General features: G+C 36.6%; 18 protein-coding genes. 10 read left to right on the top strand and 8 right to left on the bottom strand.

Translation table 11 applies throughout. From position 1 onward, the window contains the following. Positions 1 to 7: 7 nt before the first annotated feature. From BXY82_RS01660 to BXY82_RS01650, 3 genes are all read left to right on the top strand, one after another. On the top strand, positions 8 to 1,588 hold the full coding sequence (locus BXY82_RS01660) for a peptide MFS transporter (RefSeq protein ID WP_133756445.1): 1,581 nt from the start codon (positions 8 to 10) through the stop codon (positions 1,586 to 1,588). A 197-nt stretch (positions 1,589 to 1,785) separates the two neighbouring features. Then, a complete protein-coding gene (locus BXY82_RS01655) occupies positions 1,786 to 3,354 on the top strand; it encodes a peptide MFS transporter (protein ID WP_133756444.1) in 1,569 nt (522 codons plus the stop codon). A gap of 145 nt (positions 3,355 to 3,499) precedes the next feature. Then, positions 3,500 to 4,048, top strand: coding sequence for a thioredoxin family protein (locus BXY82_RS01650; RefSeq protein ID WP_133756443.1), 549 nt, complete (start codon positions 3,500 to 3,502; stop codon positions 4,046 to 4,048). A gap of 51 nt (positions 4,049 to 4,099) precedes the next feature. Here BXY82_RS01650 and BXY82_RS01645 read toward each other — a convergent pair whose 3' ends face one another. From BXY82_RS01645 to surE, 6 genes are all read right to left on the bottom strand, one after another. Further along, positions 4,100 to 6,133, bottom strand: coding sequence for a ComEC/Rec2 family competence protein (locus BXY82_RS01645; RefSeq protein ID WP_133756442.1), 2,034 nt, complete (start codon positions 6,131 to 6,133; stop codon positions 4,100 to 4,102). Positions 6,134 to 6,159: 26 nt separating this feature from the next. Then, the gene (locus BXY82_RS01640; protein ID WP_133756441.1) at positions 6,160 to 6,672 is read right to left on the bottom strand and encodes a C40 family peptidase; all 513 of its coding nucleotides are present in this window, start codon (positions 6,670 to 6,672) and stop codon (positions 6,160 to 6,162) included. A gap of 147 nt (positions 6,673 to 6,819) precedes the next feature. Then, entirely contained in the window at positions 6,820 to 7,398 is a 579-nt protein-coding gene (locus BXY82_RS01635; RefSeq protein WP_133756440.1) for a C40 family peptidase, read from the bottom strand. A gap of 145 nt (positions 7,399 to 7,543) precedes the next feature. Beyond that, entirely contained in the window at positions 7,544 to 8,677 is a 1,134-nt protein-coding gene (lpxB, locus tag BXY82_RS01630) for a lipid-A-disaccharide synthase (RefSeq protein ID WP_133756439.1), read from the bottom strand. A gap of 53 nt (positions 8,678 to 8,730) precedes the next feature. Continuing rightward, entirely contained in the window at positions 8,731 to 9,015 is a 285-nt protein-coding gene (locus BXY82_RS01625) for a hypothetical protein (protein WP_133756438.1), read from the bottom strand. Then, positions 9,008 to 9,781 carry a 5'/3'-nucleotidase SurE gene (gene surE, locus BXY82_RS01620; protein WP_133756437.1) on the bottom strand — a complete coding sequence of 258 codons (774 nt, stop codon included), beginning with the start codon at positions 9,779 to 9,781 and terminating at the stop codon, positions 9,008 to 9,010. The genes BXY82_RS01625 and surE overlap by 8 nt, the downstream gene beginning before the upstream one ends. 188 nt (positions 9,782 to 9,969) lie before the next feature. Here surE and BXY82_RS01615 point away from each other — a divergent pair, with 188 nt between their 5' ends. Next, complete coding sequence (locus tag BXY82_RS01615; protein WP_133756436.1) at positions 9,970 to 12,171, top strand: carboxy terminal-processing peptidase; 2,202 nt, start codon at positions 9,970 to 9,972, stop codon at positions 12,169 to 12,171. Positions 12,172 to 12,254: 83 nt separating this feature from the next. Here the strand turns inward: BXY82_RS01615 and yihA are convergent, their stop codons facing one another. Together yihA and BXY82_RS01605 are read right to left on the bottom strand one after the other, a co-directional pair. Next, positions 12,255 to 12,869: a ribosome biogenesis GTP-binding protein YihA/YsxC gene (gene yihA / locus BXY82_RS01610; RefSeq protein WP_133757387.1), complete on the bottom strand. Its 615-nt coding sequence runs from the start codon at positions 12,867 to 12,869 to the stop codon at positions 12,255 to 12,257. A 114-nt stretch (positions 12,870 to 12,983) separates the two neighbouring features. Then, positions 12,984 to 13,748, bottom strand: coding sequence for an alpha/beta fold hydrolase (locus BXY82_RS01605; RefSeq protein ID WP_133756435.1), 765 nt, complete (start codon positions 13,746 to 13,748; stop codon positions 12,984 to 12,986). A 297-nt stretch (positions 13,749 to 14,045) separates the two neighbouring features. Between BXY82_RS01605 and mraZ the strand changes: the two genes are divergently transcribed. The 6 genes from mraZ to mraY all read left to right on the top strand — a co-directional run bounded on the left by mraZ (position 14,046) and on the right by mraY (position 20,666). Beyond that, positions 14,046 to 14,516 (top strand): division/cell wall cluster transcriptional repressor MraZ, encoded by a 471-nt coding sequence (gene mraZ / locus BXY82_RS01600; RefSeq protein WP_133756434.1) that lies wholly within the window; start codon positions 14,046 to 14,048, stop codon positions 14,514 to 14,516. Continuing rightward, a complete protein-coding gene (gene rsmH / locus BXY82_RS01595; protein WP_133756433.1) occupies positions 14,503 to 15,399 on the top strand; it encodes a 16S rRNA (cytosine(1402)-N(4))-methyltransferase RsmH in 897 nt (298 codons plus the stop codon). The genes mraZ and rsmH overlap by 14 nt, the downstream gene beginning before the upstream one ends. A 55-nt stretch (positions 15,400 to 15,454) precedes the next feature. Continuing rightward, positions 15,455 to 15,775 (top strand): FtsL-like putative cell division protein, encoded by a 321-nt coding sequence (locus BXY82_RS01590; RefSeq protein ID WP_133756432.1) that lies wholly within the window; start codon positions 15,455 to 15,457, stop codon positions 15,773 to 15,775. A gap of 53 nt (positions 15,776 to 15,828) precedes the next feature. Beyond that, entirely contained in the window at positions 15,829 to 17,775 is a 1,947-nt protein-coding gene (locus tag BXY82_RS01585; protein ID WP_133757386.1) for a penicillin-binding protein, read from the top strand. Continuing rightward, a complete protein-coding gene (locus tag BXY82_RS01580; RefSeq protein WP_133756431.1) occupies positions 17,775 to 19,238 on the top strand; it encodes a UDP-N-acetylmuramoyl-L-alanyl-D-glutamate--2,6-diaminopimelate ligase in 1,464 nt (487 codons plus the stop codon). The genes BXY82_RS01585 and BXY82_RS01580 overlap by 1 nt, the downstream gene beginning before the upstream one ends. A gap of 186 nt (positions 19,239 to 19,424) precedes the next feature. Further along, the gene (mraY, locus tag BXY82_RS01575) at positions 19,425 to 20,666 is read left to right on the top strand and encodes a phospho-N-acetylmuramoyl-pentapeptide-transferase (RefSeq protein ID WP_133756430.1); all 1,242 of its coding nucleotides are present in this window, start codon (positions 19,425 to 19,427) and stop codon (positions 20,664 to 20,666) included. Positions 20,667 to 20,912: the final 246 nt, after the last annotated feature.

Genomic DNA, 20,912 nt, shown 5'->3' with positions numbered 1-20,912 from the left:
ATATTCTATGAGTCAAGATCATGATCCAGGACTAGTCGTTCACCTTCAAAAGCAGGGTATTGATGATAAAATGGTAATGGGACACCCTGCCGGATTATTCGTGTTGTTTTTTACAGAAATGTGGGAACGTTTCAGTTATTATGGAATGCGTGCCTTGCTGACCATCTTTTTAGTGAGTGAATTGCTCAGTGGCGGTTGGGGTTGGACAAATGAAGAGGCCTTAAAATTATATGGCTTATACACAGGGTTGGTTTATCTAACCCCATTATTGGGTGGGTTTATTGCCGATAGATTTACAGGTTATAGAAAAGCGATTCTGATTGGTGCTGCAGTCATGACTTTAGGGCATGCTTCAATGGCGCTTGAAGGCTTTACACCATACTTTTTCTATCTCGGTTTGGCGCTTATGATTTTGGGTAATGGTATGTTTAAACCGAATATTTCGTCTATGGTAGGACAGTTATATCCGGATACAAGTAACAAAAAGGATGCAGGCTACACCATTTTTTATATGGGGATTAATGCAGGTGCGTTTTTAGGAATGTTGTTATGTGGTTATATTGGCGAGAAAATTGGATGGCATTACGGATTTGGTTTGGCCGGTGTCTTCATGTTTTTTGGGATGCTACAATTTTATTTTGGACAAAAAATATTTGGAAGCGTTGGGACACATGCTACTAATGAAGAGAAATTGGCTAAAGTTGAAAGGGAAAAAGATGACGAAGTATTAGCACCTCATGTCGTTAAGGATCGATTAATTGTTGTATTCGTTTTAATGATTGCGAGTATATTCTTCTTCTTCGCTTTTGAACAGGCAGGTGGATCGATGACTCTGTTTGCAAAAGATTATACGCAAAGAGCATTAACGGGTAACTCCGGGGTTATCTTTAAATGGGTAGACGCCATACTTACTATCTTCCCTATGGCAGTAGTAACATATGTATTGGTTGGTTTAGCAAAGAAAATTTATGCCAAGTATCCAATGACAATCATTTTCACAACCATATCATTTGTAATCATTTGGATTTTGGGAATATGGAAAGTTTACCGTGAGTTCTCTTTAGAGGCAACAGAGGTAACAGTGTCATGGTTTCAAATATTAAACTCCTTTTTTATTATTACATTGGCATCATCGTTCAGTAAGCTCTGGGAAAAGGTTTGGGATCCATCTGGTCCTGTAAAGTTCGCTTTAGGACTTATTTTGGTGGCCGTTGGTTTCTTCGCACTTTCTTATGGAAGTATGAGTATTCCTCAAGGTGCTAAAACAGCATCAGTAAGTATGATCTGGTTAATTTTAGCTTATTTCTTTCATACCATGGGTGAGTTGTGCTTATCTCCTGTAGGGTTGTCATATGTAAGTAAACTTTCACCTAAGAAATTCGTTGGGATGCTATTTGGTCTCTGGTTTACAGCATCGGCAATTGCTAATTTCATTGCCGGTTGGACAGGTGCCTATATCGACAAAATATCGCAAACGTATTCCTTGTCTACATTCTTTATCATCATTGCGGCCATTCCACTCTTTGCCGCACTAATGTTATTGATTTTCAACGGGAAACTAAAGAAAATGATGCACGGCATCAATTAGTAGATCATATTGAAAGTGCAAAGACAATAAATAGTACAGAGAAGAGAAAAGAGTCTATAACACCAATAGACTCTTTTCTTAATAATATAAAAAGCTATTACATGATACCTGTTATGGTTTTGGGATTAAAATTATCCTCATAATATATTGAATGGTATCCAAACAAGTTTTTAAAAACGCTAACTAATCTAAATCTTATGTCAAGTACAACAACAATTCAGCCAAGTCAAAGAGAACTTTGGGGTCATCCAATAGGTTTATACATCCTGTTTTTTACAGAGATGTGGGAACGCTTCTCCTACTACGGCATGAGAGCATTATTAACGCTTTATTTAGTTCAAAAAACAACAGCTGACAATCCTGGATTGGGATGGTTAGATTCTGAGTCTATTATGCTTTATGGATGGTACACCATGTTAGTATACGTGATGTCCATACCTGGTGGCATGCTAGCAGATAAAATATTTGGTCAGAAAAAAGCGGTGCTTTACGGCGCCATCATACTTGTTGCTGGTCATGGAATTTTAGCATTTGATCAAATGTGGGCTTTTTACACTGGTCTTGCATTGATTATTTTAGGCGTTGGTTTACTCAAACCTAATATTTCCACAATGGTCGGTGGCCTTTATAAGGATGGTGATATTCGTCGAGACAAAGGTTTTAGCATTTTTTACATAGGTATTAATCTAGGGTCATTACTCGCTACTTTTATTGTAGGTTATGTAGGTGAGACCATAGGGTGGCATGCTGGATTTGGTCTTGCAGGTATTGCAATGTTGCTGGGGCTGGGTGTGTATTTATTTGGACAGAAATATTTGGTGCATGTAGGTAATAAACCTACAGAACAAGAAAAGAAGGAAGATGTGTCTTTAAGCAAACTTTTTGCTAATTTATCACAATCTCCTTTACAGCTGGGTGTCGTATTATTAATTTGTGCTTATGCTATTTATGCTGGATTTACTTATGATGGGGTCGATAATTGGGCATACACTGCGCTATATATTTTTATAGCTTTAGTGGCTGGAGTTATGATGATGATCTATAAAAATTTAAATACCCAAATTCTAAAAGACAGATTTTTGGTGTTGTTACTATCATTTCTTATCGTTATTGTCTTTTGGGGAGCTTTTGAGCAAGCTGGAGGGTTGATGAGTATCTATACCAAACAAAACACCGATAGAATGTTATTTGGTTGGGAGATTCCTGCAACTTGGTTTCAAGGACTGAATGCCGGATTTATTATCATATTTGCAACACTTGTGGCGGGATATTGGGCTAAACGTAAACTTAAAGGCAAGGAGGCATCTTCCTTGTTTAAAATGGCTGTAGGCACCATGATAATGGGACTCGGTTTTGTGTTTATGATTTTTGCGGCTAGAGAATATAATGTCAATGGAAGTTCTGCAATGTATTGGTTGGTTTTTGCTTATTTATTCCACACTATTGGAGAGCTTTGTTCGTCTCCTGTAGCCCTATCGTTTATTACAAAATTGGCACCAGTAAAATATGCATCCTTAATGATGGGCGTATATTTTGCTGCCACAGGATTGGGAAATAAAGTGGCTGGAATTTTAGGTGAAAATGCATCTGAATATGGTGAGTACGCCGTGTTTTCTGGAATTACGATCTTTACTGTACTTTTCGGAGTCTTGGTGTTGATCATGCTTAAACCTTTAAAACGTTTAACACATGGTGCGGAAGATAACGAGAGGGAAATTAAAGAACAGGAAAAGTTTGATTTAGCACAAAATGAAAACCACAATTAAAAGTGCCAATATCATCAGGTCATAGAAGTGCTGTTGGGCACTAGATTTAATTTTCGTAAACTATAGAATTCGTTAAATAAACTTTAAATGCTCCATTTTTGGAGCATTTTTTGCCTTAACTTTCTAAATTTGTAAAAAATATATTATGAAGAAAATCGGAGTGTTAATGGTGTTGGCTTTGTTAATGTCATTTAACAGCATCGCACAACAGATACAGTGGGTTACTTTTGAAGAAGCACTTACACTTCAAAAAAAGAAGCCTAAAAAAATTATGATGGACGTTTATACCAATTGGTGTGGACCGTGCAAGATGTTGGATAAGAATACCTTTCAGAATCCTGATGTGGCCAAGTATGTAAATGAACATTATTACGCTGTAAAGTTCAATGGCGAAGGCAATGAGGTGGTTACCTATAAGAACAACAGTTATTCCAATAAAAATTATAAGCCACAAATGGCTAATGGAAGAAACAGTGTACACGATTTAACGCGTGCACTCCAGGTTAATGCATATCCAACTATAGTCTTTTTTGATGAAACAGGAAATCTAATTTTCCCTGTTAGAGGGTATCAGAAACCACAGCAATTAGAACTTTATCTTAAGATGTTTTTAAATGATACTCATAAGGAAATGAAAACACAGGAAGATTTCAATGCATATTACACTGCTTTTAAGCCGCAATTTAAGGAATAATAGCACTCTTAATGGTTTTAAATTTGGTGAACGTTACCAATAGATACAACCTTATCGTTTTAATATAAAAGCGCCCTTTTTACTAGTTAAGTGAAAAGGGATTTTTTGTGCAGCACAAGTTGCTTCCCACCGTTTCGTATAGGATTTATAGTTGCTCCCATCGGCTATAACTACATTCGGTTTTATAGAATCGAGGAGGCGTGTCAGATTAATTTTAGGGGAATTCCTTAAGAGCACATATTCCGGATACAGTTGCGGAATGTTATACATCCCTAAGCTATCCACAATTAAAATCTTATGGTTGTTATGCATATAGATGTTTTCTAAGGTATCGAAATGGACACTACGTATCGCATTTCCAATTTTATAATTTTTGATTGTATTGTCTTTGGATGTACTACTGCTATCCATAGTATGATGCACTTGTAATACTGAATTGGTTTTGATACCAATCACACTATATCTGTTTTTGTGAAACACAACAAATTCTTTTGTTTGACTCTTGCTACTTTCAAAAATTAAAACGGACTGAAGAATCAACACAGAAACCATAATAAATGCCAAACGTTTAAAATTTTGCTTTTTTAATAATGAAAACAGGGCAATAATTAAAATGTAGGTTGCAATTACCTGTAACAATCCAAAGGAAATGTCTTTAAATACAAATTGTTCTTGATGTGAAATCCATCGTACAAAACTATTCATGGCGCTAATAATGCTGCCATAGGCCTCCGCTAACCAATTAGGTAGTAAATTAAACAATGCTAAAAAGATGACGCTGATACCCACTCCTAATATAAAACCTAATACGGGGATAATTACCAAATTAGACAAGAAGAACAAACCTGGGAATTGATTAAAATAATAAAGGCTAATAGGTACCACACCAAACTGGGCTGTCAGTGTTACAGTAAAAATTTGCCATAAATAATTGATTGGTCTAAATTTTGGTTGCCATAATTTAGCTAACATGGGTTGGATGCTTACTATGGCAATGACCGCCAAGTAACTCATTTGAAATCCTACATCAAATAGGAATAATGGCTTAAATAATAGCAGAAAAAATATTGAGATAACCAAAGTATTGTAAATATTTGCAGGCCTTTTCAAATTCATCCCAATAGCTACAATACTGAACATCATAACAGCCCTGGTCACTGAAGCCGATAAGCCTGCAATCAAGGCAAAACTCCATAAGATGAACACTAAAATTACCGTTTTAAAAACTCGCCCATTTTTAAAATATTCTAACGGTTTAAATAATGTGTTCAATAAAATTAATAAGATCCCAACATGCAGGCCTGATACTGCAAGAATATGGATAGCTCCAGCTTTAGAATAGCTGTCGTAAATCTCCGGACTTATATCTTGTCGTTGCCCCAACAGTAGAGCATTAATTAGTGCCAACTCATCAGTCTTAAGATTTTTCAATCTCAGTTTTGAGTTGATGGTTCGGCGCAAATGGGCGGCCTTTCCAAAGAGCGTGCGTTGGTCTGATGGGCTTTTTAAAAGATGATCCCTAGTAGAAAATACTTGGTGATAAATATGTTGGTTTTGAAGGTAGGCCTTGTAATTGAATTGGTTAGGATTTAAAGGCGCATTTATTTCTTGAAAACCGGATGCAGAGATAAATATATCATCAACATGAAGTGGAGGTGAGGTGCTGTCTCTTTTTACATTTAATAGTGTCTTGCCTGATAAGCGTTGATGGTTAACCTCTAAAATATCAATAATATATTTTTCGTGATAGGCGGTGGGTTTTAATACCTCCCTTATGCGAAAAGTTAAGGTTGAATCCTTACTCGGGTCAATATGCTGTGTGTAATGGGTTTTGAACGATTTTTGATCGTGGAGTTGATAGGTTAATACCCCAATTGAGAAAAATGTGAAAAGCGTGAAAATTCCAAAACCTGCTGACTTCTGTAATTTGTTTTTTTCGATTACAATAAATGTGAATAAACTTATGAGGAGTATTCCAACTACAGCGATAACTATAGTCATTTTTACCTCATAATAATATGCAAAGATAATGCCTACAATGAGGCTGAGGGTAATCTTAATGAGCGCGAAATTAAGTAACTTCATGCGCTCTAAATTACTAAAAATTAGCGTTATAGCACACGTCGTGCCTGTACAAAAGCAAAGTACCAGTATTTTTCTGCCAAATTTGATACTATAACGCCACTGCTGGTGCTTGCATGTATAAATTCTACATTCCCATCTCTAGCCTCAGTTACTATTCCTACATGACTTACTTTCCTACTGTTTCGTTGGGTAGCAAAAAATAAAAGATCACCTTTTTCTACTTTTTTTAAATCAATCCAATCCCCAGTTACTGCTAAGTCGCCCGTAGTTCTCGGTAATGGGATATTTTGGCTATTAAAGGACGTCACGATCAAGCCCGAGCAATCCATGCCTTTTTTTGTTGTGCCTCCGTATTTGTATTTGACACCCTCAAATTTCATAGCATAATCAAGCACCTCCTCGGCAATAGGATTTGGAGCAGAAGGGGTCGTTCTAGTATCAATTTTTGGAGATTTAGATTTTGTGGTGACGATGCGTTTTGAGCTTTTACAACTACTAAAAGCAACCAATAGAAGAAGGATTAGGGCAATCTTTTTCATTTATAGTTTATTTTTGATAAAAATATCAATTTCTCGCAACAATTTGCCAGAAGCCAATAATTTTATGCCCAATAGTCCTTTAATCAACATTTTGGTGTTGTATAGCAATAGCACGTGCGCTATTATAATAGTGTATGTGGCTTTTGGTTAGATAACGCGTCGGGCCTCAACAAATGCAAAGTACCAATACTTTTCGGCCATATTAGAAACAATTACGCCTTGGGTGGTACTGGAATGTATAAATTCTACAAATCCATCTCTGGCCGTGGTAACAATGCCCACATGGCTAATAACCTTGCTGTTTTTTCGGGTTGCAAAAAATAAAAGATCACCTTTAGAGACTTCCTTTAAATCAATGGGGTCTCCTCGTAGCGCCATATCTCTGGAGATTCTTGGTAAGGAAATATTTTCACGTTCAAAAGTAGTCACTACCAGTCCCGAACAATCCATGCCATCTATAGAAGTGCCGCCTCGTTTGTATCTTACGCCATCAAAAGCAAATGCATAACTGACAATCCTGTCGGCTTTTGAGAATGTGGCTGGTGGCGCGTCTACTATAGGTGTCAGCGCAATGGTCATGGGTTCGTGCGAAATAATGCCTGAACTCAGTGCTATAGGTTTTAAATCAATCTTAAGGGGTTGAGGCTTGAATGTTGCAATTGACTTTGATGCGTTGCAACCGCTTAACGTTAATGCTAAAAGCAGGATGAGTACGAGTGGTTTCATCTGACTAAAACTATATTATCATAAATGTATTGTTGATGCGTTCAAGATTTCCAAAAGTAGTTAATTTTGGTTACGTTTGATATTTATTTTTGCATTTGAAATAACGCAAACGAGCTTCATATAGTATAAATTACTAAATATTTTTTTACGCATCAGAAAGTGCACCAGGGTTGATATCCTGATAAATTAAAGCCGCTGTTTTGGCACTTGCACCTTTGCCGCCAAGTTTTTTCTCCAATTCAAAATATTCCATAAAGAGAGATGCGCGTTTTTCAGGTTCAAGTATGCTTTGTAACTCTTTCTTTAAACGCTTAGAATTAAAATCATCTTGTATCAATTCTGTTACCACAGGTTTGTCCATAATGAGATTTACCAATGAGATATAATCTAATTTGATGATACGTTTCGCAATCTGATAAGACAGCCAACTTCCCTTGTAACATACCACTTCCGGAACTTTAAATAAGGCGGTCTCTAAAGTAGCCGTGCCTGAAGTAACCAAGGCTGCGGTTGACAAACTTAAAAGGTCGTATGTTTTATTTCCAACAAAAGAGATGTTTTCATCTTTAATAAAGCTGCTGTAAAATTCATAATCCTGACTAGGTGCACCTGCAATGACAAACTGATAGTCTTCAAAATCCTTAACTACGCTCAACATAACGGCAAGCATTTTTCTAATTTCCTGTTTTCTGCTTCCAGGTAGTAACGCAATAATAGGTTTGTCAGATAGCCCATGTTTTGTTCTAAAACTGTCGTCCATCACTTGAGTACGGTCTGCAATGGCATCAATCAATGGATGGCCAACAAATGTAACTGGAAAATTATGCTTGTCTTCATAAAACGCTTTTTCAAAAGGTAGAATAACATACATTTTGTCAACATCCCGTTTGATATCATGAATCCGGTTTTCTTTCCAGGCCCAAATTTGTGGAGAAATGTAGTAATGCGTTCTAAGCCCCTTTTGCTTAGCCCATTTTGCAATGCGCATGTTAAACCCTGGGTAGTCGATAAATATAATCGCATCAGGCTTGTATTTTTCAATATCCTGTTTACAAAATGAAAGATTCTTAGTAATGGTTTTTAAATTCATTACAACCTCTAAAAAACCCATAAAAGCCAAGTCGCGATAATGTTTTACCAATGTTGGACTCACAGCTTGCATCAAATCGCCACCCCAAAACCTAAATTGAGCAGCCGTATCTTGCTTTTGCAATGCTTTCATTAAGTTGGCGCCGTGTAAGTCTCCTGAAGCTTCACCTGCAATTATATAATATTTCATGGTTTATTTAATGGCCTTTATAGTATGTAGAAATCTGACTCTAATTAGCCTTGCTAATTGTAATTTACCAAAAAAGTAACAATGGTTATCACTATTGTCGCAAAAATTACACCTCTAGCACGGTAATCACGTTTCACTTTTAAGAACATAAAAAATGCAACAAGATTAAGAATGGCCCCCATACTCACGAGTTTACTAAAAAAACCTTGCGCTAATGATTGGTTGAAGGCTGTTGTAATATCTTGGCCGTTGCCAAAAATGAAGATGGCAATAATAAATCCTATGGTATTGGCAATCAAGCCTACCAAAAACCCAATAAATAGTTCTTTTTTAATCATTTAAATTCCAAGAGTTTAAATTTTGAATACAGTGGTGTGCGGTCAGATCAAATTGGACAGGAACTACAGAGACATATCCATTTTCTAAAGCCCATTCATCAGTATCTTCACCCTGATCTAAGTTAACAAATTTTCCGGTTAGCCAATAATAATCCCGACCTTGGGGGTTTTGACGTTTATCAAATTCTTCTTCCCAGTTTGCTTTGGCCTGCCTGCATACTTTAATACCTTGAATATCCTTTTTAGGCAAATCAGGAATATTGACATTTAAGACAACACCCTGGGGCAAGCTGTGCTCTAATACATTTTCAACAATAGTTTTGACGTAAGTCTTGCACGCTTCAAAATTAGCGTTCCAATTGTAATCACACAATGAAAACCCAATTGCTGGAATGCCTTCTATGCCAGCTTCTAATGCCGCACTCATGGTACCAGAGTAAATAACGTTTATAGAGGAATTGGAACCATGATTGATACCGGATACACAAATATCAGGTCTTTTGCCTAAAATTTGTTTTACCGCAAGCTTAACACAATCAGCAGGAGTACCGGAGCAACTATACTCTTCAATATCTTTATCAATATGCACTTGCTCTACATACAGTGTGGAATTAATTGTTATGGCATGACCCATAGCGCTCTGGGGGCTATCCGGGGCAACGACAACCACATGGCCAATGGTTTTCATAACATCTATTAATGTACGTATTCCGGGAGCTGTAATACCATCATCATTTGTTACTAAAATCAATGGTTTTTTCTTCATGCTACAATTTTTATAGAGACCGCTAAAATACACAAATTAGACGTTATTCCTTTAGATTTGGTGGTTTAACAAAAAATTAGTAGCGAATGGTTTTATTGGCATGGTTTTTTCTTTTACTTTAGTGAAAAATAATAGCGTGTCTATAATAATAGACTAAAATAATGCCACTATAACACATGAAAGATATTATGAAAAGGAACTACAAGATATTATTGTTGGCGCTTATGTTGGCATTTGCGTCCTGCAGTTTCACAACTAAAACTTTTGATGATCCGGATAAAGATAAGTTGTTGATGCAATTGATTACCTATGTTCTTGGTGAAGGACACTTTAGTCCGAAGGATATAAATGACGAATTTTCAGAACATGTATTTAAGAGTTATTTGGATCAAATAGACCCATTTAAACGTTATTTCTATGCGTCAGATATTAAAGAGTTTGAAGCGTATAGAGATAAGATTGATGACCAATTAAAAAATCACGATTTAGCATTTTTTAATCTGACCCACCAACGTTTATTGCAACGTATAGAAGAGTCTAAAGCTATATATCAAGATGTGTTAAGCAATCCTTTTGACTTTAGTGTTGAAGAAGAAATTAACACGGAATACAAAACATTAGAGTATGTCAAATCTAAAAAGGAAATGAGAGAACGTTGGAGAACCCAACTAAAATTCTCTACCATAGCCAATTATGATGATTTGATTTCACAACAGGAAAACACATTTGCGAATAAAAAGAAAGTGCAAGGAATGACCATTGTTGAAGGCGAAGAAGAACTTATATTTATGCCTGATACTGTGGCCAAGGTGAAAGATAAAAAACCATTGGCAGAGTTAGAAAAAGAGGCGCGTAAATCAACACTGAATTCCATTAATGAACTGTATGACTATATTGAAGAACGTCAACGTGAAGATTGGTTCGCTGTATATCTTAATGCGATAGTGGCGGAATTTGACCCTCATACATTTTATTATGCTCCAGAAGATAAAGAACGATTTGATGTTGCTATGTCTGGCAAATTCGAAGGAATTGGAGCGCGGCTGCAAAAGAAAATGGACGTGATTACTATCACTGAAATCATCAGTGGTGGTCCGGCATGGAAACAGAATAAATTAGAAGTTGGTGATCAAATCTTAAAAGTTAAACAAGACGATGATCAACCTTCCGTTAATGTGGTTGGAATGCGTTTAGACGACGCCGTTAAATTGATTAAAGGTCCAAAAGGTACTGATGTCATTTTGACTACGAAACGCGTTGATGGAACCATTGAAGATTTGACTATTACTAGAGATGTAGTAGAGTTGGAAGAGGTTTATGCAAAGTCATCCACTGTAAAGAAAGACGGTAAAAAGTTTGGTGTGATCAATCTTCCGGGCTTTTATGTGAATATGGACGATTACAACAAAAGAAACGCTGCTACTGATGTAAAGTTGGAAATTGAGCGTTTAAAAAAGGAAAATATAGAAGGTCTCGTTTTGGATTTACGTAACAATGGGGGCGGGTCTCTGCAAACCGTAATTGATATGGCTGGATTGTTTATTAAAGATGGTCCAATTGTTCAAGTTAAAACTACGGGCGGCCAGAAAGAAGTCTTGAAAGATAAAGATAAGTCAATTGCTTGGGATGGTCCATTGGTTATATTAGTAAATGAAAATTCGGCTTCAGCCTCAGAGATTTTGGCCGCGGCAATGCAAGATTATAAACGTGCCTTGGTAATTGGAAGTCAACAAACATTTGGTAAAGGTACCGTTCAAACCGTATTGGATTTAAACCGTATGGTAAAGAATAATACCAGTGGCGACATGGGTGCTCTTAAGTACACCATTCAAAAGTATTACAGAATCAACGGTGGCTCTACACAGTTGGAAGGTGTCAAAAGTGATATCGTGGTGCCAGATCGTTACAGTTATATTGCTTTGGGAGAAAAGAATCAGGAAAATCCGTTAGCGTATGATAAGATCGATGCTACAGATTATACAGTGTGGGACACTGCGGTAGATTATAAACAAGCCATTGCAAATAGTACTGCAAGAATTGCACAAAATGAGCAGTTAAAACTTATTGATGAGAATGCGAGATGGGTAAAGAGGATTAGAGATAAGGAAGAATATTCTCTTAACTATGATAACTATAAAGCTGCCTTAAAACTTAACGAAGAGGAAGCAAAACACTTTGAGAAATTGACAGATTATAAAACAAACCTGACATTTACATCATTGCCATATGAAATGAAACTTATGGCTGCTGATAGCGTTTTAAAGGAAAAACGTGATCGTTGGCACAAGGCTTTGAGTCAGGATGTGTATGTTGAGGAAGCGCTTAATGTGCTGAATGATCTGAGAACGTCTTATACAATTAAGAAAGTTGCTAATAATGTAAAAGAATAAGATATACAAACTTAAAATACAAAGCTCCAAAGTTGATCAACTTTGGAGCTTTTTTTATTTATAATATATAACAGAAATTACAATTAAGATTGTTGTCTTAAGGCGTTAATTTCCTGGTTGGTAGTGTCTATAAACTGTAATACTTCATCTCTTCCAATTGCTGAGGTGGAAGAAGTGATAAAATAAGATGGAGTTTCTTCCCATGTTTTGAGGAGTTCTTGCATATAAGATTCTGCATTACGCTCAATTGCTTTCGGTTTTAATTTATCGGCCTTAGTAAATATGATAGAAAATGGAATACGATTTTCACCCATATATTCCATAAATTCCAGATCAATCTTTTGAGGTTCATGACGTAAATCAATCAGTACAAATGCAGTTACCAGCTGCTGTCTTTTTTCAAAATAATCGGTAATAAACTGCTGAAATTTCTTTTTGGACGATTTTGAAACCCGCGCATAACCATAGCCAGGTAAATCTACTAAAAACCAATTTTTATTAATTAAGAAATGGTTAATGAGTTGGGTTTTTCCTGGTCGTCCTGAAGTTTTTGCAAGATTTTTATGGTTTGTCAGCATATTAATCAACGACGATTTGCCAACATTACTCCGCCCAATAAATGCGTATTCTGGTAAGAAATCCTTAGGGCATTTGGCCACTTCGGAATTACTCATTACAAATTCGGCAGTTTTAATAATCATTTTTTAGGATTTTAAACGCAAAGGTCGCGAATATTAGACATTTGGCGCAAGGTTGTGTCTAATTTTGTCTTGACTTTTTCAGATATATACACCTTATAATTTAGGTTGGTATTACAGATTTTGTTTTTCGAGCCATTCTGATAGGATTGCATTAAATTGGTCTGGATGCTCCATCATTGCCGCATGACCACATTTATCAATCCAATACAAATCAGAATTTGGTAAAAGTTGATGGAATTCTTCAGCAACTTCAGGAGGTGTCACTATATCGTTTTTACCCCATATGATACATACTGGCAGCTCCATATTAGGAAGATCTTTTGCCATATTGTGGCGAATGGCACTCTTGGCAATAGCTAAAGTTTTGATCAATTTATTTCTGTCGTTTACCGTTTCATAAACTTCATCTACAATTTCTTTAGTGGCTACAGCGGGATCATAAAACACATCCTGTGCTTTTTTCTTGATGACTTCATAGTCGCCACGTTTTGTGTAGCCACCACCCATAGCACTTTCGTAGAGACCTGAGCTTCCTGTAATAATAAGTGCTTTCACCTTGTCTGGATAGAGTTTGGTATGGTAAAGTCCAATATGTCCACCTAGTGAATTGCCCAGTAGAATAACATCATCAAGCCCCTTAAAAGCAATAAATTCATGAAGATATTTTGCAAAGCTGCGCACATTGGTTTTAAGCAATGACATGGAATAAATTGGTAATTCAGGAATAATGACTTTATAACCTTTATCTCCAAAATAATGTAACACAGCATCAAAATTACTCAACCCGCCCATTAATCCATGAAGAACAATGATGGGTTTGCCTTCGCCTACTTCAATATAACTGTAATTTTTTTCTTTTTTTAAGAGGTGTCTCATTAATGGTTAGTAGTTAAGCATAAAAAACAAATATAGTTAAATCATTCAAATTTTATTTCTTTTTGAGCAGTTTCCAAGTTTTACTTGCATAATTCTTATTTACAGCGCAAAATCGAGAATAATCCCACTTTTCAACCCGTTGAAATACAGCTATTTATTTATTTAAGATTTGTGCATTTTGTCGAAAATACAGCCTGAAACACTAAACTTATCAACAAAAGTGGTAAATTGTGGTAAAAGGTGGTAATATTTTCAATATATTTGAATCTTAGTCGTTAGAAAAACAAACAAAAGCTTTTGAACTCATTAATAGGGACATACGAATGTAAAGTTGATGCCAAAGGTCGGCTTATGCTACCTGCTGCGATCAAAAAACAGCTGATGCCCGCGCTTCAAAACGGTTTTGTTTTAAAAAGAGCGGTTTTTCAACCGTGTTTAGAATTGTATCCAATGTCAGAATGGGAAACATTGATGCAAAAAATGAACAAGCTGAATCGCTTTAAAAAGAAAAACAACGATTTCATTAGACGATTTACTGCAGGTGTAAAAATGGTGGAGGTAGATAGTGCAGGACGATTGTTAATTCCTAAAGATTTAATGGTTTTCTCTGGAATTTCTAAGGACATCGTCGTGTCTTCTGCAATTAACATTGTGGAGATCTGGGATAAAGATAAATACGAACAAGCTATAGATGACGCGGCTGACGATTTTGCAGATTTGGCCGAAGAAGTTATGGGACAAGATGATGACACAGATGGAATATCATAATCCAGTTTTGCTTACTGAAACAGTGGATGGCTTAAATATTAAGCCCGATGGTGTGTATGTAGATGTCACATTTGGTGGTGGAGGTCATAGTAAGGAAATCTTACGACGCCTTGGACCAAATGGTAAATTGTTCGCATTTGATCAAGATAAAGATGCGCTCCAGAATACGATTGACGATGCGCGTTTTACGCTGATTAATGAGAATTTTAGATTCCTAAAACGGTTTTTGCGCTTTTATGGTGCGAAAGAAGTGGACGGGATTTTGGCTGATTTTGGAGTCTCTTCACATCAATTTGATGTGGCAGAGCGCGGATTTTCAACACGTTTTGAAGCAGATTTAGACATGCGTATGAATCAGGATAACAAACTGTCAGCTTACCATGTGATCAATAAATATGATGAAGCGCAAATTGCCGATGTGCTGTTGCAATATGGCGAATTACGTCAAGCTCCAGCAATGGCTCGAAAAATTGTGGAGGAGCGTACGCAAGAGACAATCAAATCTAGTGCGCAATTAAAAGAGGTTTTAAAAGCCTTTGTAAAACATAAAAACGAAAACAAAGTCTTGGCACAAATTTATCAAGCCATACGTATAGAGGTCAACCAAGAAATTGAAGTCTTAAAGGAGTTTTTGCTTCAAGCGCCAGAAGTTTTAAAAACAGACGGTCGTTTGTGCTGTATTTCATACCACTCTTTAGAGGATAGATTGGTTAAACGCTTTATCAGAAATGGATTGTTTGAAGGTGAGCCTGAACGGGATGTATTTGGGAATTTTGAAGTGCCTTTAAAAAAAGTTGGCGGATTAATTGTGCCATCAAAAACTGAAGTAAAACAAAATAGTAGAGCACGTAGTGCAAAATTGCGTATTGCTAAGAAATTATAAGTACAATACAAGTAAAGTGTAATTAATTGATATTCCTGCTTTCGCAGGTACTGCGATGAAAAACAACATTTATCACATACTAAGAGGCAAGTTTTTGGTCAGCGATGATTCCTTCAAAAATTGGAGAATCATCCTTTTTATTTCCTTTTTGGCTATTGTGATGATTGCAAGCTCCCATAGTGCCGATCAAAAAGTTCATGACATTGCACGGCTAAATAATGAAGTTAAAGAATGGCGCTCAGCTTTTGTAGATGGGAGATCAAAATTGATGCGTCTTAAAATGGAATCAGGTATCGTGCAAAAAATGGCAGAAAAAGGTATTGCGCCCTCCTCAAATCCACCTAAGAAAATAAAAGTGAAATCAGAAGATAACTAGTGGCAGATCCAGAAAAAAACATATTGAACCGATTGTATTTTGTTGCAGGCGTTATGTTTGTAATTGCCTTGGCGGTGGTGTTTAAATTGTTCACCATCCAAATGGTGCAGGGAGACAAATACCGCGAGTTAGCTGAGAAACGTACCGTTCAAAATGTGACTATTCCTGCCAATCGTGGAAATGTGTATGCTTCTGATGGTAGTTTATTGGCAACTTCAATCCCAAAATATGACATTCGGTTTGATGCCTTAACGCCAACGAACAAAACCTTCGAAAAATATCTGAAACCATTAAGTGATTCTTTATCTCGCTATACTGGAAAATCTTCTAGTTATTATCAAAAAGAACTTCGCAAAGCACGAGTGAACAGAAATAGGTATTTTTTACTGGCACGCAATATCAACTATACGGATTATACACGGCTACGAAATTTCCCATTGTTAAATCTTGGCGCTTATAGAGGCGGACTTATTGTTGAGCAAACTACCAAGCGTGAGCACCCAATGGGGGGTATTGCACAGCGATCTATTGGATATGAACGTATTGATGAAGATGGGTATGTTACCCGGGCAGGTATTGATGGCGCTTTTGGAGAAAAATATTTGAGAGGTACTAATGGACATCGCATGAAGCAAAAAATTGGTAAAGGCCAATGGAAGCCTATTGCAGATTACAATGAAATTGAGCCTAAAGATGGTTATGATGTTTATACGACCATTGATGTTAATATTCAAGACATTGCCCATCATGCCTTATTGGAGCAGCTCGAAAAGTATAAGGCTGATCATGGTAGTGTGATTGTTATGGAAACTAAAACAGGCGAAATCAAAGCAATCTCCAATTTGGGCCGGAATGCCAATGGACATTATTATGAACGGTTAAACTATGCGGTAGGGGAAAGTAATGAGCCTGGGTCAACTTTCAAGATTATGGCTATAACTGCCGCATTGGAAGATAAGGTTATAGATACTAGTGATGTGGTGGATACCCAAAAAGGTGTGTTAAGCTTTTACGGAAAAAAAGTAAGAGATTCCAAACATGGTGGTTATGGAAAAATATCTGTGGCTAGAGGGATTGAAGTGTCCTCCAACACCGCAATTGTGGCGGCCATAGATAGAGCATATAAGGATAATCCGAGCAAATTTATTGATCGGCTTTATGCAATGAATTTAAATAATAGTTTAGACCTGGCCATTGTTGGAGAGCCTGAACCTATCATTCCAGATCCGAGAATTAAGAATGGGCGGTGGAGTGGTATTGCGTTACAATGGATGGCGTATGGTTATGGAGTGTCATTCACACCTTTGCAAACATTAACATTCTACAACGCTATTGCTAACAATGGCGAAATGGTTAAACCACAATTTTTGCGTGAAGTACGTGAGTTTGATCAAACCATTGTACCATTTAAAAAGGAAGTTATAAATCCGAGAATCTGTTCTCAAGAAACGGTAGATAAAGTAAAGAAATTGTTAGAAAATGTAGTGGAACGTGGTACTGGCAGCAAGCTGTACTCGCCTAATTTCTCAATGGCGGGTAAAACCGGTACATGTCAAAAAGATTATGCCAATAAAGATAAGTTAAGTTACATCTCCTCTTTTGCAGGGTTTTTTCCGGCTGATAACCCCAAGTACTCTTGCATCGTGGTCATCCATGAGCCAGATAAAAGCGTAGGCTATTATGGTGCAGATGTATCTGGACCTGTATTTAAGAAAATTGCTCAAAAAATATTTACGGACACCCCAATTACTGATGAAGTTGAAACCTTAAAAATTCAGAACACCATTGTTGAAAAGGATTTTGAAGCATACTATGACGTCGCTCAAACCTATAAGACCATCATGCCAGATGTTACAGGAATGCCAACCATGGATGCTGTAGCCTTATTGGAAAATATGGGTCTAACGGTAAAACTTGAAGGGGTGGGCGTCGTTAAAAAACAATCCATAGAAAAAGGAAATAAAATAAAAAGAAATCAAGAAGTTTTTCTCAATATCTAATGGCGCAGTTAAAGGACATATTATATAAGGTAACCATCAATGTCGTTGTTGGGGATACGGGTGTAGAAGTCAATGCTATCCATTTCGATTCGCGCAACATATCTCAAGGTGACGTATTTGTGGCCATCAAGGGCAGTGTTACAGATGGACATCAATATATAGACTTGGCTATCCAAAAAGGTGCTATAGCGGTAGTTTGTGAAAATTTACCAGAGCAAACGCAAAATGGTATAACGTATATCGCTGTAGAAAGTGCCAGTAGGGCTTTGGCATTTATGGCGGCTAACTATTATCAGAATCCTTCAGAAAATTTAAAGCTGGTAGGTGTAACAGGAACCAATGGTAAAACAACGGTGGCAACACTCTTGTACCATTTGTTTAAAAAAGCGGGATTTAAGGTGGGTTTACTCTCTACAGTAAAAGTGATGGTAGACGTTACTGAGCATAAGGCGACACATACCACGCCAGATTCGTTAACCATTAATAGATATTTAAGGTTGATGAGTGAGGCGGGTGTAGAATATTGTTTTATGGAGGTGAGTTCGCATGGCATCCATCAATATAGAACGGAAGGCTTGCACTTTGAAGGTGGTATTTTTACCAACTTGTCTCATGATCATTTAGACTATCATGCTTCGTTTGCGGAATACCGGGATGTGAAAAAATCATTTTTTGACAATCTTCCAAAAAGCGCATTTGCCTTGGTCAATATTGATGACAAGAATGGCTTGGTCATGCTTCAAAATACAAAAGCTAAGAAATATACATATGCTTTAAAAACTTATGCAGACTATAAAGCGCAGATTTTAGAAAATCAACTGACAGGACTATTGTTGAAAATCAATGATCAAGAGGTGTGGACCCGATTGATTGGCAATTTTAATGCCTATAATATGTTGGCCATATACGCTACCGCAGAATTGTTGGGACTAGAAAAAACAGAAAATTTACGGTTAATAAGCGAGTTGGAAAGTGTTTCAGGACGTTTTCAATATTTGATATCTGACGAAAAGATTACCGCTATTGTAGATTATGCACATACTCCAGATGCCTTGCAAAATGTATTGGAAACGATAAATGCGATTCGTACAAAAAACGAAGAATTGATAACGGTTGTAGGCTGTGGTGGAGATAGAGATAAAACGAAGCGTCCTAAAATGGGGCATATTGCTTCTGCCCTAAGTACTAAAGTGATTTTTACTAGTGATAACCCCAGAAGTGAAGTTCCTGAAACCATCATAGAAGATATTGAGAAAGGCGTAGAACCTCAAAATTATAGAAAGATAGTATCTATTACAGATAGAAAGCAGGCTATTAAAACGGCTTGCCAAATGGCCCGGCCTAATGATATTATCCTTATTGCCGGTAAAGGGCATGAAACCTATCAAGAAATAAAGGGGGTTCGAACGGATTTTGATGATTACAAAATTGTCCATGAAGTGCTAAAGCAATTGGGGAAATAGAATAGCGAACAGCGAATAAAGAATAAAGAATAAAGAATAAAGAATAAAGAATAAAGAATAAAGAATAAAGAATAAAGAATAAAGAATAAAGAATAAAGAATAAAGAATAAACTGTTCTTAACCAACAAATTACCTCTCCTAGATTAACGTCCGGGCGAGTCAATAACCAACCATTAAAACTAAAAAATGCTTTTTTACCTCTTTGAATTTTTAAAACAACACTTTGATTTTCCTGGTTCTTCCCTGCTCGGGTTTATCACCTTTAGAGCGGCCATGACCATCATTTTGTCGTTACTAATTTCATTGATATATGGAAAGCGCATTATTAGATTTTTACAAAAACAGCAAGTAGGAGAAACCATTAGAGATTTAGGGTTGGAAGGTCAAGTGGAAAAGGCGGGAACGCCAACCATGGGCGGAATCATTATAATAATTGCGACCCTTATTCCTGTTTTGCTATTTGCTAAAATTGATAATATCTATATCATCTTATTGGTAGTGACCACGCTTTGGATGGGAACCATCGGTTTTATTGATGATTACATAAAGAAATTTAAACAGGATAAAGAAGGATTAAAAGGGAAGTTTAAGGTATTGGGGCAAGTTGGTTTGGGAATTATAGTGGGTGCAACCTTGTATTTTAATGATAATGTCACCATAAAAGAAAAACTGCCAATTGCGCAGCAAAAAGTAATCTTAGCCGAGAATCCTAATGTGGAACCTTCAAAACTGTTTATGGCAGAAGAAAAATCGACTAAAACTACCATTCCTTTTGTTAAGGAAAATGAGTTTGACTATGCGAATTTAATTACCTGGATTCATTCTGGTCTAGAAAAATACGCCTGGGTCATTTTTATTTTGGTCACCATTTTTATCATCACGGCCGTTTCGAATGGCGCGAATCTGACGGATGGCATTGATGGTTTAGCCGCAGGGACATCGGCCATCATTGTGCTCACGCTGGGCATATTTGCTTGGCTTTCAGGGAATATTATCTTTTCTGAATATCTGAATATAATGTTTATCCCCAGGGTGGAAGAAATTACCATATATATAGCGGCTTTTGTGGGTGCATTGATTGGATTTTTATGGTATAATACTTATCCGGCCCAAGTTTTTATGGGAGATACGGGTAGTTTAACCATTGGAGGAATTATTGCTGTAATTGCTATTGCAGTTCGTAAAGAATGGTTGATTCCTGTATTGTGTGGAATTTTCTTAGCTGAAAATTTATCAGTGGTCATGCAGGTGAGTTGGTTTAAATATACCAAACGGAAATATGGAGAAGGAAGACGGATTTTTAAAATGTCGCCCTTGCATCATCATTATCAAAAATCGGGGTATCATGAAAGTAAAATTGTAACCCGATTCTGGATTATTGGAATTTTACTGGCTATTGTGTCCATAGTAACCTTGAAAATTAGATAGAGTGAATTTACGAAGTATATATTAAAAATTGGGATTGTCATTGTAGCGTAAAAAGTAATGCAAACTTTATTAATAAGTTAAAAATTGTAGAGGACGAAACTGATGAGAGTAAGTTTTTTTGAAGTTGTTTTTAGATGTTTCTGAAAAAGAGGGTGCAGAGTTAAAACAATTGCATGCAGAAGCAAATGAGATTTTGTCAATTATAGTTACCTCTATCAAAACAATCCGAAATCGTAAATCGTAAAT

The sequence above is a fragment of the Gelidibacter sediminis genome (genome assembly GCF_004364975.1).
Classification (GTDB): domain Bacteria; phylum Bacteroidota; class Bacteroidia; order Flavobacteriales; family Flavobacteriaceae; genus Gelidibacter; species Gelidibacter sediminis.
Note: the sequence above shows the minus strand (reverse complement) of the source record. Positions and strands in the feature narration are given on the sequence as shown.